General features: G+C 54.9%; 11 protein-coding genes and 1 pseudogene. 4 read left to right on the forward strand and 8 right to left on the reverse strand.

What is annotated here, in order from left to right:
- Positions 1–131: 131 nt before the first annotated feature.
- The 8 genes and pseudogenes from ACSOSI_RS13300 to ACSOSI_RS13335 all read right to left on the reverse strand — a co-directional run.
- Positions 132–872 (reverse strand): annotated as a pseudogene (locus ACSOSI_RS13300) (RNA-guided endonuclease TnpB family protein); the annotation flags it as partial.
- 303 nt (positions 873–1,175) lie between these two features.
- Positions 1,176–2,474 carry a c-type cytochrome gene (locus tag ACSOSI_RS13305; protein ID WP_476705593.1) on the reverse strand — a complete coding sequence of 433 codons (1,299 nt, stop codon included), beginning with the start codon at positions 2,472–2,474 and terminating at the stop codon, positions 1,176–1,178.
- On the reverse strand, positions 2,471–4,756 hold the full coding sequence (locus ACSOSI_RS13310) for a xanthine dehydrogenase family protein molybdopterin-binding subunit (protein ID WP_261408958.1): 2,286 nt from the start codon (positions 4,754–4,756) through the stop codon (positions 2,471–2,473). Before ACSOSI_RS13310 ends, ACSOSI_RS13305 begins: the two co-directional genes overlap by 4 nt.
- Positions 4,753–5,226, reverse strand: a complete 474-nt coding sequence (locus ACSOSI_RS13315) for a (2Fe-2S)-binding protein (RefSeq protein WP_476705594.1) — start codon at positions 5,224–5,226, stop codon at positions 4,753–4,755. The genes ACSOSI_RS13310 and ACSOSI_RS13315 overlap by 4 nt, the downstream gene beginning before the upstream one ends.
- A gap of 342 nt (positions 5,227–5,568) precedes the next feature.
- Positions 5,569–7,386 (reverse strand): family 2A encapsulin nanocompartment cargo protein cysteine desulfurase, encoded by a 1,818-nt coding sequence (locus tag ACSOSI_RS13320; protein ID WP_476705595.1) that lies wholly within the window; start codon positions 7,384–7,386, stop codon positions 5,569–5,571.
- Positions 7,361–8,293: a family 2A encapsulin nanocompartment shell protein gene (locus tag ACSOSI_RS13325; RefSeq protein ID WP_012145222.1), complete on the reverse strand. Its 933-nt coding sequence runs from the start codon at positions 8,291–8,293 to the stop codon at positions 7,361–7,363. Before ACSOSI_RS13325 ends, ACSOSI_RS13320 begins: the two co-directional genes overlap by 26 nt.
- A 164-nt stretch (positions 8,294–8,457) precedes the next feature.
- The gene (epsC, locus tag ACSOSI_RS13330; protein ID WP_017892896.1) at positions 8,458–9,417 is read right to left on the reverse strand and encodes a serine O-acetyltransferase EpsC; all 960 of its coding nucleotides are present in this window, start codon (positions 9,415–9,417) and stop codon (positions 8,458–8,460) included.
- Positions 9,418–9,472: 55 nt separating this feature from the next.
- Positions 9,473–9,937 carry a rhodanese-like domain-containing protein gene (locus ACSOSI_RS13335; protein ID WP_261140824.1) on the reverse strand — a complete coding sequence of 155 codons (465 nt, stop codon included), beginning with the start codon at positions 9,935–9,937 and terminating at the stop codon, positions 9,473–9,475.
- 361 nt (positions 9,938–10,298) lie between these two features.
- On the opposite strand from ACSOSI_RS13335, the gene ACSOSI_RS13340 reads away from it, so the two are divergent.
- From ACSOSI_RS13340 to ACSOSI_RS13355, 4 genes are all read left to right on the forward strand, one after another.
- Positions 10,299–11,249: a 2-hydroxyacid dehydrogenase gene (locus ACSOSI_RS13340; protein WP_476705596.1), complete on the forward strand. Its 951-nt coding sequence runs from the start codon at positions 10,299–10,301 to the stop codon at positions 11,247–11,249.
- 94 nt (positions 11,250–11,343) lie between these two features.
- Complete coding sequence (locus ACSOSI_RS13345; protein WP_476705597.1) at positions 11,344–12,651, forward strand: MFS transporter; 1,308 nt, start codon at positions 11,344–11,346, stop codon at positions 12,649–12,651.
- A 90-nt stretch (positions 12,652–12,741) separates the two neighbouring features.
- Positions 12,742–13,476, forward strand: a complete 735-nt coding sequence (locus tag ACSOSI_RS13350) for a MurR/RpiR family transcriptional regulator (RefSeq protein ID WP_012145227.1) — start codon at positions 12,742–12,744, stop codon at positions 13,474–13,476.
- 123 nt (positions 13,477–13,599) lie between these two features.
- Positions 13,600–15,036: a 6-phospho-beta-glucosidase gene (locus ACSOSI_RS13355; protein ID WP_012145228.1), complete on the forward strand. Its 1,437-nt coding sequence runs from the start codon at positions 13,600–13,602 to the stop codon at positions 15,034–15,036.
- Positions 15,037–15,419: the final 383 nt, after the last annotated feature.

The following is a 15,419-nucleotide window of genomic DNA, read 5'->3' on the forward strand; positions in this document are numbered from 1 at the left end:
CGGAGGAACAAACGATGACGCTTTATTTGTGGAATAACCGACTGAAACAGCGCGTCCGTTTCAGCTACTGGAATGAGCTGTGCGTGACTCAGTGACTGCTCCCCGCCGTAAACGGCGAGGCTTCCCACTTCTCAGGCCGCAACCGTCGATATGACAGATTTACGCTGGCCTCCATGGGCAGAAACGACGAGTCCCGCCGCCTGTAAATCCGTTATACCCTTGTGCTGGATGTTGATGGCCGCGTTAATATCGCGGTCATGCTCAACACCACACGCCGGGCATGGCCAGATACGTTTATTCAGCGGCATTTCCGTCATTTTATAACCGCAGCAATGGCAGGTTTTAGAGCTGGCAAACCATTGATCAATTTTCACCAGGTGTTTGCCGGACTGCTCCGCTTTGTATTCCAGTTTCATCACGAACCCAGACCACGACGCATCCGCAATGTGCCGCGCCAGCTTGTGATTTTTCATCATGTTTGCTGCTTTCAGTGTCTCAACAATGACCGCTTGGTTTTCGTCAACCAGTGTCCGAGACAATTTATGCTGGAAGTCAGCACGGGCATTCGCCACATGCTCGTGGCATTTCGCTACCTGCAAACGCGCTTTTGCCCGGTTTACACTGCCTTTTATCTTTCGTGACAGCGCTTTTTGTTTACGCCGCAGATTACGGCTGGCACGTACCAGATGTCGTGGGTTGGCTATTTTTTTGCCGTTCGATTGAATTAAGTAATGTGACAAACCCAAATCACAACCGGTTACGCGGGTTATCAGTGTGGGTTTGGCTGGCTCGGTCAGCCCATCGTCACAGAGTATTGAGGCGTAATATTTTCCTGTCGCGCCACGGCTGAGGGTGATACTGGACACCTTACCGATAATCAGCTTGTACTGTATGACCTTAGGAAGCCTTTGACCAGAAAATGTGTATCACTATAAGTTGACCGGTTATCTTCACCGTTGCCATTGGGTCAGCAAATGCGTTGTCCATTCTGGACGAGTTTTTATCTCACCGCAGCGCAACAATCGAAACACTGAAAACCTATGTACCATCGCAGAAAATACCTGATTAGCTCCCCTTATATCCCCGCCCGAGGGGGCGAGAGTTTACGGGGCAAATGCTAAATTGGGGGCCTGCAATGGCCCCGCCAATTTAACGAACCTATCTATTTACCAAACCTATCTATCTTCAGTCTCACTGCGTAAGCGGCTGACTTGCGCCTGCAGGTCAGGCCACGGCGCTTTCCCGGCGTAACTTTGCCGCAGGAAATCAAGCAACGCCGCAATCTGCGCATCGTTCAGGTTATGGCGGAATGCCGGCATATATCCCAGATTGATATTGGCCGGCCGCTGGATACCGTCCAGCACCACCCTAATCGCATTGTCTGGCGTATCGGCAAACAGATTGGTATTCAGCGCCAGTGAAGGCCTGACACCGGCCATTTGCGCCCCCTTTTCCTGAGCATGGCAAGCCATGCAGGCTCCGGAGAAAATACGCGCCCCTTCGGTGGTTAACGGCTGCGTTTTTAACTCTGCCCAGTCGTTCAGTCTTTGTGCCTCCGCAGCCTTGGCTTGCGCCGGGTGGTAGCTGCGAAGATAGGTAGCGATGGCCTGCAGGTCCTGCTCCGGCAGGCGTGAAAGCCCCTCTTCGATTACCGGTGCCATCGGCCCTGCCGCTACGCCGTGATTTGCCGAGTATCCGCTGCGCATAAAGCTGAGGAGATCCTGCCGGGTCCAATCCAGCGGTGCCACCGAACTGCCGGTAAGCGACGGCGCCGTCCAGGCCTCCGCCACGCCGCCGGTCAAGTGCGCATTGCCGCCTTTTTCGCCAAACATCAGATTGCGGGGTGAATGACAGGCGCTGCAATGACCCAGCCCCTCGGTAAGATAGGCTCCCCGGTTCCATTCGGCGCTTTGGTCGGGGTCTGCCTTCATCGCGCCCGGCGTCAGGAATAGCCAGTTCCAGGTGACTATGCCCTGGCGAATGTTAAACGGAAAACTCAGTGCGGTAACGGGTGGCTGGTAGTTCACCGCTGGTTGCGACATCAGATAGGCGTATAACGCCTGCAGATCTTCGTCACTGGTACGGGTAAAGGCGGTATAGGGGAAGGCAGGATAGAGATAGCGCCCCTGGCGATCGACCCCATGACGCATTGCCCGTTCAAAGGCAGCATACGACCATTTGCCAATGCCGGTTTCGTTATCCGGAGTGATGTTGGTGGTGTAGATGGTGCCGAATGGGATCTCCATCGCCAGCCCGCCGGTATTGCGTTTACCGCCCGGCCGGGTATGGCAAACCGAACAGTCGCCGAGATCGGCCAGCATTTTGCCACGGACAATCTGTTGCTGACTAAAAACCTGGGTCTCGTTCACATCACGAGGCGAAATTTCCGGCTGCCAGCTGATAATAGCGCCGGTGACTGCTACGGCGATGACGGCCAGGCTGCCCCATCCAGCGGCTTTCTTTAATTTGCTCATAATGACTTATCCCTGGTTGCTGCGTTGGCGGAAGCCTGCTGTTTTAACGCTTTCAGCACCTGTTCGGGAGTAAACGGCACTTCCCTCAGACGCACCCCCAGCGCATCAAATAACGCATTGGCGATGGCGGCCGCACTCGGCACCGAAGCCGACTCTCCCGCGCCCATCGGCGGCTCATCCGGATAGTCCAGCAGTTGAACATCCACCTGTGGCAACTCGTCAAAACGCAGGATCGGGTAGCCGCCCCAGTCCAGCGACGTCACCGCCGAAGCGTCAAAGGTGACAAACTCTTTCAGCACCCGGCTGGCGGACTGAAGAATATTGCCATGCACCTGATGGCGCACTCCGGCCGGGTTGATGATGCGTCCGCAGTCATGGGCAACAAAGATTTTATCGAGCTTGATCTGGCCGCTGTGGCGATTGACGCTAAGGTCACACACCCAGGCAGCCCAGGCGGCGCCGAAACCGGGGAATTTGCTGTGGAAGTAACGCGCATAGGCAAAGCCACGTCCCGTGACCCACGCTTGCGTATCCGGTGCCGGGTTGCGATGCGACGGCCCCTGCTGCCAGTTAGCCTGTTTCTTCAGCGCATTGATCAACGCGACCGCACGCGGGTCTTTCAGATATTGCAGGCGGAAAGCGATCGGATCCTGCCCGGCATGCCACGCCAGTTCATCAATCCACGACTCATGGGCGAACACGTTGGGCAGCGCCGACACCCCGCGCATCCAGGAAGCCCGAACGATTGGCGCAGCGTCCTGGCAAATTACTCGCATGTTCGGATATTCATACTGTGGAATGGCAGTTCTGTCGCCCATCTGCTGTACGTCGGCCCGATTGGCCACCTTGCCGGCCAACACCAGTGACAATGTCACGGCATTATTGGAAGGATAACTGGTTTTCAACTCATAGGCCGCCACCTGCCGGTGCTGATCCAGCCCACCGCGCACCCGGATCAACTGCCCGGTGCCCTTGGGCTCCCAGCCCGACTCTTGCTCGCGCATCAACTGCACCCTGACCGGTTTGCCGGTCGCCTGTGATAACAGTGCGGCATCTGCCGATACGTCATCGGCGCAGTTGCGGCCATAGCAACCTGAGGCCTCCATACGGTTGATGTGCACCTGCTCCGGCTGCCGGTCGAGCAAATGGGCAATGTCTTTACGCAGATCGTGAGGGTTTTGCGTCCCGGACCAAATTTCTGCATGCTCACTGCTGACGTCGGCCACCGCACAGGAAGGCCCGATGGAAGCATGCTGATGATAGGGCCAGACGTAATCGGCATTAACCTCGGTATGTAACGACCCCAGCGCGGCATCGACCCCCGCATCATCACGCAGTACGCGGTCGGTTTTCGGGTTAGCCACCAACGCCGCATGCAGCCCATCCGCCGAGAGATCCGGTAGCCCGGACCATGGGCGCCACACGGTTTTCAATTGGCGCATGGCTGCGATCGCCTGCTCTTCACGCTCGGCGACGATGCCGATAAAATCGTTAATCACCACCAGCTTTACGATACCTGGCAAATGAGCAATGGAAGCTCTGTCCACCGACAGCAGCCCACTGCCCAGCGGGGCACTGCTGTCAGCCCCGATATAAGGCGGCCGCACCACTCTGCCGTGCAGCATGCCCGGCAGGCGAAGATCGTGCACATAGGTCAGTTGGCCGGTGACCTTGGCCGGGATATCCACCCGTGGTACCGCCTTGCCGACGTAACGACTCTCCGTCACGCTCTTCAACATGACCGTTTTATCCAGTGCCACCTGTAAGTTTTGCCCGCTGGCCAGATCGCCATAACTCAGGCTGACATGGGGTTTATCCGCTGCAAATACCCGGCCATTTTCTGCACGTAGCCTGTCCACCGGCAACGCGAAAGCGCGAGCGGCCAGCCCCAACAGCAATTGCCGCACCTGTGCCGCCGCCTGACGCAGCGGAATTGAAGTCACCTGAATGGTGGCACTGGCGATGGTCGGCCCCTGATCCGGCGTGCGCTGGGTATCCCCCAGAATGACCGTCACCTGATCAAAAGGGACGCAGATTTCATCGGCAACAATTTGCGCCAATGCCGTGCGAATGCCAGTACCGAGATCCACATGGCCGTTAAAGGCGGTGACCCGGCCGTCGGCGGTCAGACCGATAAAACTGTCCACGCGATCCAGCGGCAGGTTGCCCAGGGTGGCAGGCTCGGCGGCGAAAGCATTAAGTGATACGGGCAACAGGCTGCTGACCATCACCACGCCACCGGCCTGTAACAGGCGGCGGCGGGTTATTTCCAGGCGGCTCATGCCTGCCCCCTTTCAGCCAACAGCTGCCGGGCTTTGGCGGCGGCGCGCAGGATTTCGATATGGGTGCCGCAACGACACAGGTTATAGGCCAGTTCGTTTTTGATTTGTTGTTCATCGGCCTGCGGATTGCGCTCAAACAGAGCGACCAGCGTCATGATCATGCCGTTGGTGCAATAACCGCACTGTGCGGCCTGCTCATCGATAAAGCCTTGTTGCACCGGATGCAATTGCCCCGCTTCACCGATGCCTTCCAGCGTGGTAATGGATTTATTGAGCGCACCGCTCAGAGGGATGGAACAAGAACGAGCAGCAACGCCATCGACCAGCACCGTACAGGCACCGCACTCCCCCAAACCACAGCCGTATTTGGGGCCGTTTAGGCCAAGATCGTTGCGTAACACATAGAGTAAAGGCGTTTCGGGCGAGACGTCGTCAAGCGCGACCATCCGGCCGTTTATTTTGATTTCCATGGTGAAATATATCCTTAACTAAACGGATTTCTCCGTAATATCACTGCGGTGAATGATTCACAGCCTGCTAATTATAATCATTAGAACACTTAGTGATGTTAAGGGTATGTAGCGTGAATTGCTTTACCGAAAAGTGGGTATTTATTATGAATTTCCGTACTTTTAAGTCCGACAGGCAGAAAAAAACCGGCGCAGAAGGATCCACGCCGGGTCGAAAATCAGCAGACGCCGTTAGCGCTCAGACTGCCGAGAAAGCCCATGATTAGGGAGAGCGCCCCTCGGTGCGCCAGGCCCGGGTATCTCGGAATCAAAGGCAGCCTTGTCATTAGCCTCGGGGAACTGTTAGCGCCCTTTGGCCAGCTTGTGCAAGGTCGCTGCCAGCAGATCCACTTCTTCGTAAGTATTGTAAAACGCCAGTGAAGGCCGCACCGTGGCCTCTACGCCAAAGCGCCGCAGGATCGGCTGCGCACAGTGATGACCGGAGCGCACCGCAATGCCTTCACGGTTTAGCGCATTCCCCACCTCCTCGGTACGATAACCGCTCAGCACGAACGACAGCACGCTGGCCTTATTGGCTGCGGTGCCAATCAGACGCAGGCCGGGAATACGAACCAACCGATCGGTGGCATACTGCAGTAACTCATGCTCGTAACGATTGATATTGTCCAGCCCCAGACGTTCGACATAGTCCAGCGCCGCCCCCAGCCCCACCGCATCGGCGATGTTACCGGTTCCCGCCTCAAACCGTGCCGGAGCCGGCTGATACAGCGTTTTTTCAAAGGTGACGTCGGCAATCATATTGCCGCCCCCCTGCCACGGTGGCAGAGTGTCCAGCAGCTCTGCCTTACCGTACACCGCACCAATACCCGTTGGGCCAAACACCTTGTGGCCTGAGAACACGTAAAAATCCGCGTCCAGCGCCTGCACATTGACCTTCAGGTGCGAGACCGCCTGCGCCCCATCGACCAGCACCCGCGCGCCGACCTGATGCGCCAACGCAATCACCTCCTCCACCGGGGTCACCGTGCCCAACGCGTTGGACACCTGGGTAATGGAAACCAGACGGGTACGCGATGACAACAGTTTGCGGTATTCTGCCAACAGAATTTGCCCACTATCGTCCACCGGGATCACCCGAATTTTCGCGCCCACGCTGGCGGCGAGCTGCTGCCAGGGCACGATGTTGGCGTGGTGTTCCAACTGGGAAACCACGATCTCATCGCCTTCGCCAATGTGCTGACGACCAAAGGTATTGGCAATCAGATTGATGGCCTCCGTCGCGCCACGGGTAAAGATGATTTCCGCCGCCGACTTGGCCCCGAGAAAACGGGCTACGCTGTTTCTGGCCCCCTCATAGGCATCAGTAGCCCTGGCGGCCAGTTCATGCGCCGCACGGTGGATATTCGAGTTCTCATGCGCATAAAAATACGCCAGCCGATCGATCACCACCTGCGGCTTATGAGTTGTCGCCGCGTTATCCAGCCACACCAGGGGTTTGCCATTGACCCGCTCCGCAAGGATGGGGAAATCGCGGCGTACGGCGTGGACATCAAAACTGCTGCGCGATTGCTGTTGTGGCGTTGCTTCGCGCCCGGGCCGCGCCTGTTCCAGAAAATAGTAGTTTCCACTGACGTTATCCTGTGCAACACCATGAACCGGTAGTGGGACAGCCGGAAACAGCGAGCCAATCACCGCCTCCAGCCCGCCATTAATCGCCCCCGCAAAGGGTTGATCGCTAAGCGAGCCCTGACCGGTGAGCGCCTGGTTCGCCAGGCGGTCTAACCCCGCCTCCGACGGCTGACGCTGGTTTTCTTTCAAAAAATAGAAGCCGGCGCTCGCCACCGGCCCCTGCGGTTGAGGCAGAGTGGGCGGTGCCAGAAAAGCCTGCCGCTGCACGCCCTGCTGGCGACCAGACAACGTTGGCGTTTCAGGCACCTCGGTGGCCAGTGTCGGCTCCAGCGCCGGAGCATAGGACTGTGGCAGTACCGTCGCAGCTTGTTCACCCTCGGCAGCCTGCGGCAACGTCGCGCCAATCTCGCGTCCAGGCAAGGCACTGAAGATCTGATTGGCCAAATTGGCCAAGGCGTTGACGTCCGGCAAACCGGCTGGAGGCTGCGCCTGGTGGGGCAATGAACTACTTGTAACTGTCTGGATAGTCATGATATTTGCTCACATCAACATCGTCTAAAACGGCAACGGCATCTTCGGTCAGAACCGCCAATGAGCAATAAAGTGAGATCAGGTAGGAGGCGATCGCATTGCGGTTAATCCCCATAAAGCGCACCGACAACCCCGGACTCTGTTCACCGGCGACGCCCGGCTGATACAGACCGATCACACCCTGGCGTTTTTCGCCGGTACGCAACAGGATAATCTTGGTTTTACCCTCGTCATCGATCGGTAACTTATCGGATGGGATCAGCGGCAGACCGCGCCAGGTGAGGAACTGCGAACCAAACAGGCTGACGGTCGGCGGTGGCACGCCACGGCGAGTGCACTCACGGCCAAAGGCTGCAATGGCCAGAGGATGGGCCAGGAAGAAACCCGGTTCCTTCCACACTTTGGTGATCAATTCGTCCAGATCGTCGGGCGTCGGCGCGCCGGTCAGGGTAGAAATACGTTGCGACTCATCAACGCTGGCCAACAACCCGTACTCAGGGTTATTGATCAGCTCATTCTCCTGGCGCTCTTTAATGGTTTCAATCGTCAGACGCAGCTGTTCGCGAATTTGATCGTGCGGGCTGCTGTATAAATCGGATACCCGGGTATGAACATCCAGAATGGTGGTCACGGCATTAAGAAAATACTCGCGCGGCGCCTCTTCGTAATCAACATAGGTTTGCGGTAATAATCCTTCATCTCGCTGCGAGCAGGCAACCTGCACATTGAGCGGATTTTTTACCTTGTTAAGCCGGAATATACCCGCTTCTACCGGCGTCCATTGCAGCAGATGCACCAGCCAGCGCGGCGTCAGAATAGATAATTGCGGGGCGGTTTTTGTTGCGTTGGCCAATTGCCGCGCAGCATTATCCCCTAATGCAAGCCGGGCTTCATTTTGTTGTGACATCGGGTGATTCTCCTGAAAAAATAGGTGGCGAATAAATAATGGCGAATAAATAATTAAGAACTGCCAATCAAATAGCGCGTTAATATCATTAAATAGCAACAAACCTACTATTAGCTAATAGCGTCACCCCCTGTGGAATAATTAATAATAGCGAACCATTAGCATCAAATCCCGGAACCAAACTCCTGGCTGTCACTCTGGATATTGGCCTGGCGGATATTGCTGCCGGGTTTTACGCTGCGCGTCAGCCACACATTGCCGCCAATAGAAGAACCTTTGCCGATGGTGATCCGGCCCAACAAGGTGGCCCCGGCATAGATAACCACGTCGTCCTCGATAATCGGGTGGCGTGGCTGCCCTTTCTGCAAGATGCCGGACTCTTCGGTCACAAACCGCTTGGCACCCAGCGTCACTGCCTGATAGAGCCGCACTCGCTTGCCGATAACGGCGGTTTCGCCAATCACCACGCCGGTACCGTGGTCAATAAAGAATCCGTCGTCAATTTGCGCGCCGGGATGAATATCGATACCGGTTTCACCATGCGCCTTCTCCGCGATAATCCGTGCCAACAGCGGCACGCCCACCTGATAGAAATAGTGTGCCAACCGATGATGGATAATGGCGTTAACGCCGGGGAAACACAGTAAAACCTCGTCAACGCTGCGTGCCGAAGGGTCGCCATGGTAGGCCGCCAGAACGTCGCTATCCAGGCGACTGCGGATTGTCGGCAGCACGCTGGCGAACTGGCGAACCAGCGCCACCGCTTTCAGATTGATGGCTTCGTCGTCGCCGGGCGTCGCGGCCTGCTCGTCCGAACGGCTGAAACTCAGGGCCAGACGCACCTGAGCCAATAAGGCATTCAGTACCGCATCCAGCGTATGGCCGACATAGTAATCTTCGCTTTCATGCCGTAAATCGTCCGGCCCCAGCCGCATCGGGAAGAGTATGGCCCGCAGGGATTCGGCAATCTGGTTGACGACCGCTCTGGAAGGCAGTTCCTTGTGCCCGGAGCGCGAAGACTGGCCACTGCGCTCACGCCAGAGCAGCCGCGTGGTGCGCAGTTCGTTCACAATGTCGGCCAGTTGCCAGTGGGCCTGTTCTTTTATCTGGAACAAGTTAGTCATATTTTCCCTTATTACATCGCTTCAAATGGCCGAAATTCCTGCTGGCAAACCTGCTTCAGGGGTGCCGATTATCGTCGGTAAACCACGGCAAATGGCGTGCCGCCTCAACCCCGCCCAGCACGCCATAGACCTGGGTGTAACCGGCCTTAAGGGCGGCAAGTCGGGCATCCGTGGAACGTTTACCGGTTTGGCACAGCAAAATGATCGGCTGCTGTTTATCGACAACCTTGCTTAACTCAATGAAAAAACGGGGATTGCGGATTTTATTCGACCCGGTTAACCAGGGAACCTGCGAGGAAAGCTCAACGTAACCGAAGGTCTTGCGCTCTTCCGGGGTGCGAATATCCACCAACACTGCCGCTCCAAGCTTCACTAATTGCCAGCTCGCCTCCGGCGTCAGATCGCGTTCGAAAATCGGGGTGTTTGGCGTGCTTTGATGATCAGGGTACGGGCTATCAACATTGACCTTGGGATGGTTTTTAACCTGTTGTGCAGTCGCGTAATTTAATGTTACGGGCATATTAACCTCCGGCGTCTTCTCTATTTTTCAATCAGCTTATTCCCTTTGATTAATTCCAATCTATTATCCTTTTCAGAGCAGGAATAAATAACTTTTAATTAGGGTTTATAGTAAAAACATCTAGCCGGGCTTAGCTAAAATACGGCTAATGAAAATCATTATGCGACTATCGGGAATAACCTTATTTTGGCGTTACTGCCGACATGTTACGGATTGCTGTTACCACTTTTTCCCCGTCGATCACATTCCGGGTAACACCCTTTTTTAACATCCTTCAGCGTGATATCTGTCGCAAAACCGCCTGCGGAAAACCGCTTTGATAGCCATAACGTATCAACGCTATTTTTAAACAGGTGAAACCATGACGACTCATACGCCCAATGAACTGCTGTTAATCGCTCCCGTGATGGAAAACCTGCTTGCCCGTCTTGAGGCAACCTTTGTGGTGCACCGGCTGTATGAGCAGGCGGACCCGGTCAATTTTCTGGCGACCCGCGGCGAAGCCATCCGCGCGGTCGTCACCCGTGGCGATATCGGTGTCACCACGCCGGTGCTCGAGCAGCTACCGCAACTGGGGCTGATTGCAGTGTTCGGCGTCGGTACTGACGCCATTGACCTGAACTACACCCGTCAGCGCGACATCGCGGTAACCATCACCTCCGGCGCATTGACCGAAGACGTGGCAGATATGGCGCTGGGGTTACTGCTGGCCACCGCCCGTCAGCTCTGCCATAACGACCGTTTTGTCCGTGAAGGCCGCTGGCTGCAGGAGGCACCGGGCTTATCGGTGCAGGTCAGCGGTAAACGTCTGGGGATTTTTGGTATGGGTAACATCGGCCGCGCCATCGCCCAGCGCGCCGCCGGTTTCAACATGCGTATCCAATATGCCAGCCATCGGCAGGACACCACGCTGCCCTATGCTTATTACCCGGACTTGCTGGCGCTGGCGCGGGAAAGCGATTTTCTGGTGATCGCCATCTCCGGTGGCAAGGACAGCGCAGGCCTGGTGGACAAAACCGTATTTGATGCGTTGCCGGCGCATGCGCTGGTGATCAACATTGCCCGTGGCAGCATCGTCAACGAAAAGGACCTGATCGCCGCGTTGCAAAACGGTGACATTGCCGGTGCCGGGCTGGATGTTTATGCCCACGAGCCACAGGTGCCTACCGAGCTGATCGCCATGGATAATGTCGTGTTGCAGCCGCATATTGCCAGTGCCACGCAGGAAACCCGGCAAAAAATGAGCGACATCGTATTTACCAACGTTGAAGCCTTTTTCAACCAGGCACCGTTACCCCACGCCATTGAGTAATTAAGCCGTTTCTTTCGAATTTATTATCGCCGTACCACAGAACCTCTTTATTGAATTGAGAGGTTCTCCCTGCGCCTTATAAAGAGAGATCGCCATGGATAATAAAATACCCAACACCCGCTGGCTGCGGGTTATTGCCCCGATCCTGATCGCCTGCATTATTTCCTTTATGGACCGGGTCAATATCAGTTTTGCCCTGCCCGGCGGGATGGAAAGTGATTTGGGCATCACCAGCCAGATGGCCGGTTTGGCCAGCGGCATCTTCTTTATCGGCTATCTGTTTTTGCAGGTTCCCGGCGGGCGCATTGCGGTTAACGGCAGCGGCAAGCGCTTTATTGCCTGGTCACTGTGTGCCTGGGCGGTGGTTTCGGTGGCTACCGGTTTTGTTACTAATCACTATCAACTGCTGATCTTGCGCTTTGTGTTGGGTATTTCCGAAGGGGGTATGTTGCCGGTGGTGCTGACCATGATCAGCAACTGGTTCCCGGAAAAAGAACTGGGCCGCGCCAACGCCTTCGTGATGATGTTCGCCCCGCTGGGCGGCATGCTCACCGCCCCCATTTCTGGTGCCATCATCAACCAGCTCGACTGGCGCTGGCTGTTTATCCTCGAAGGTTTGCTGTCACTGGTGGTGCTGGCCGTCTGGTGGCTGTTGATCAGCGATCGGCCGCAGGAGGCGCGCTGGCTGCCGGCCCGCGAGCGCGAATATCTGATCACCGAGCTGACGCGCGAACGTCAGGCCCGCAGCAGAACCCAGCCGGTCAGTAACGCACCGTTGAAGGACGTGTTCCGCAATAAGGGGCTGATGAAACTGGTATTGCTGAACTTCTTCTACCAGACCGGCGACTATGGTTATACGTTGTGGTTACCGACCATTCTGAAAAACCTGACCGGTGGCACTATGGCCTCAGTGGGTTTCCTGGCCATTTTGCCGTTCGTCGCCACCCTGCTGGGGATTTACCTGATATCGGTGCTGACCGATAAAACCGGCAAGCGCCGCCTGTGGGTAATGGTTTCCCTGTTCTGCTTCGCCGCAGCGCTGTTGGCCTCGGTGGTGCTGCGCCATAACGTGGTGGCGGCCTATATCGCATTAGTGGTGTGCGGCTTCTTCCTGAAGGCGGCAACCAGCCCGTTCTGGTCGATGCCAGGGCGTATCGCTTCGGCGGAGGTGGCCGGTGGCGCGCGCGGTGTGATTAACGGTCTGGGCAATCTGGGTGGTTTCTGCGGGCCTTATCTGGTCGGTGTGATGATCTACCTGTACGGTCAAAACGTCGCGGTTTGCGCGTTGGCGGTATCGCTGATCATCGCCGGTATTATCGCCTGGCGCTTGCCGAGAGAATGTGACCTGACCAGCAGCGAGCCGGCGCATGACCCACTGTTGGATAAGGCCAAACGCGCCTGAATAACAACGAAAACCACGAGCGGGCAACGGCAAAATTTGTTATGTTAGCCCGCTCTGATTAAGGTCTGTTGTTACTCGCCGGATAGGTCTATGTTTACCCATAAAGCCATTGCCGAACTCAATACGCTGGAGTTGATGATTTATAACTACGTCATCAAAAACAAAAACGCGGTGATGTATATGACCATCCGCGAGCTGGCCGAGGCCGCCGGGGTGTCCACCACCACCGTATTGCGTTTTTGCAAGAAAATGGGCTGCGCGGGTTATTCCGAATTCCGTATTCGCTTTAAGTTATATCTTGAGCAAAACGAAGCGCCGCCGGTAGACTTTGGCACCAGCGAAATAATCAGTTTCTTTAAGAGCATTAACAACGACGAATTTAATCAGCTGATTGACCAGGCGGTGCAACATATTGCCGCCGCCGAGCGCATTATTTTCGTCGGGGTAAGTACCTCGGGGGCATTGGGGAAATATGGCGCTCGTTTCTTTTCCAACGTAGGGAAATTCAGCACCCATATTGATGACCCTTATTATCCGGTCAATAGCGACATGTATAAAAGTGCGGTAGCGATTATGCTTTCCGTCTCTGGTGAAACCGAAGAGATCCTGCGCCTGGCCAGCCAGTTCAGCCTGCACCACTGCAAAATCGTCAGCATCACCAACAACGAAACCTCGTCGCTGGCGCGTATGGCGGACTTCAACCTCTCCTATCACGTTCCCCAACAGCTGATCGCTGGGCAACATAACATCACCACCCAGATCCCGGTCATTTACATTATCGAAACCATCGGCAAGCGGTTGGGCCATATTAACGCCGCCAAATAAAACAGCCTGTTTTTTTAATGTGACAAGTTACCCGAACACTATTTTGTTATATCGTGACATTCCATTCCAGCTTGCTAGTATCTTCTCATTACCTTTCATTAATAAGCGAATGAGAAACCAACGATGAAACAGCAACAGTTACCGAAAGATTTTCTGTGGGGTGGCGCGGTCGCCGCACACCAGGTTGAAGGTGGTTGGGATCAGGGCGGTAAAGGCCCAAGCATTGCTGACGTACTGTCAGGTGGCGCGCACGGCGTGGATCGCGTAATGACCGATGGCGTACTTGAAGGTTATCGTTATCCTAACCATGAGGCAGTGGATTTCTACGGCCGCTACAAGCAGGATATCGCGCTATTCGCCGAGATGGGTTTCAAATGCTTCCGCACCTCAATCGCCTGGACGCGTATTTTCCCCAAGGGTGACGAACTGGAGCCGAACGAAGCCGGTCTGCAATTCTATGACGATCTGTTTGATGAGCTGCTCAAATACAATATCCAGCCGGTGATCACCCTGTCCCACTTTGAAATGCCCTATCATCTGGTGAAAGAGTATGGCGGCTGGAAAAACCGTCAGGTGGTTGATTTCTTTGTACGTTTCAGTGAAGTGGTACTGCGCCGTTATCAGCACAAAGTCAAATACTGGATGACCTTTAACGAGATCAACAACCAGAGCAACTACCAGTATCCGCTGTTCGGCTACTGCTGCTCCGGCGTGGTCTACAGTGAAGAACAAAACCCGGAACAAACGCTGTATCAGGTGTTGCACCATCAGTTCGTTGCCAGCGCCCAGGTGGTGAAACTGGGCCACCAGATTAACCCTGAGTTCAAAATCGGCTGTATGCTGGCCTGCGTGCCCTTCTACCCGTTCTCCTGCAAGCCGGATGACGTGATGTACAGCGTCGAAGCCATGCACCAGCGTTATTTGTTCACCGACGTTCAGGTGCGCGGTTACTATCCGTCGTACCTGCTGCGTGACTGGCAGCGCAAAGGTTTCCAGATAGAAATGCAGCCACAGGACGAGCAAACCCTGCGTGAAGGTTGCGCGGATTACATCGGTTTCAGCTACTACATGAGCAACGCCCTGCAGGCAGATGCGGTCAGCAGCAGCGACCCGATGTTCGGTTTCCCCGGCAATGTGCCGAACCCGCATGTTAAAGCCTCCGACTGGGGCTGGCAGATTGACCCGGTTGGCCTGCGTTATTCGTTGAACGTGCTCTACGAGCGCTATCAGAAGCCGCTGTTTATCGTTGAAAATGGCTTTGGTGCCTTCGACAAGGTCGAGGCCGACGGTCAAATCAACGATGACTACCGCATCGATTATCTGAGTGCGCATATCGAACAAATGAAAAAAGCGGTGATCGAAGACGGCGTGGATCTGATTGGTTACACCCCGTGGGGCTGTATCGACTGCGTTTCCTTCACCACCGGTGAATACGGCAAGCGCTACGGCTTTATCTACGTCGACAAACACGACGACGGCACCGGCACGCTGGAGCGATCGCGCAAGAAGAGCTTCGACTGGTACCGCCGCGTGATCGCCAGCAACGGCGAACAGCTTTAGTCATATCTATTTTCTTAAGGGCGGCGTTGCCGCCCTTAAACCTACTTCTCTATAGGCTTTTCTATAGAGAAAGCATAAAATGGAAAAAACGATAAAGCCATCAAGCTTATTAATTTAAACCAGAAATTATTTTCACTAAGATTCTCCGTCCCTATTTAAAAAACTCGATAAGCGATATAACTTAAAAAATTTATTTTTATTAGGAAAATTTCTCAACTATAACCTGCGTTAAAAATGCAGGAATTAGAGAGTATAAAGTATTTAATTTATACAATCTCTTCTTTAGAAGAAAGAAAGCTCCATACCAAGAAATGTAAATCATGATGTATATAAAAATATTCAAACCTGTCACCTCATTAATGACATCGAGTACATTTTTGCTT

Source organism: Serratia sp. AR11 (assembly GCF_056376275.1).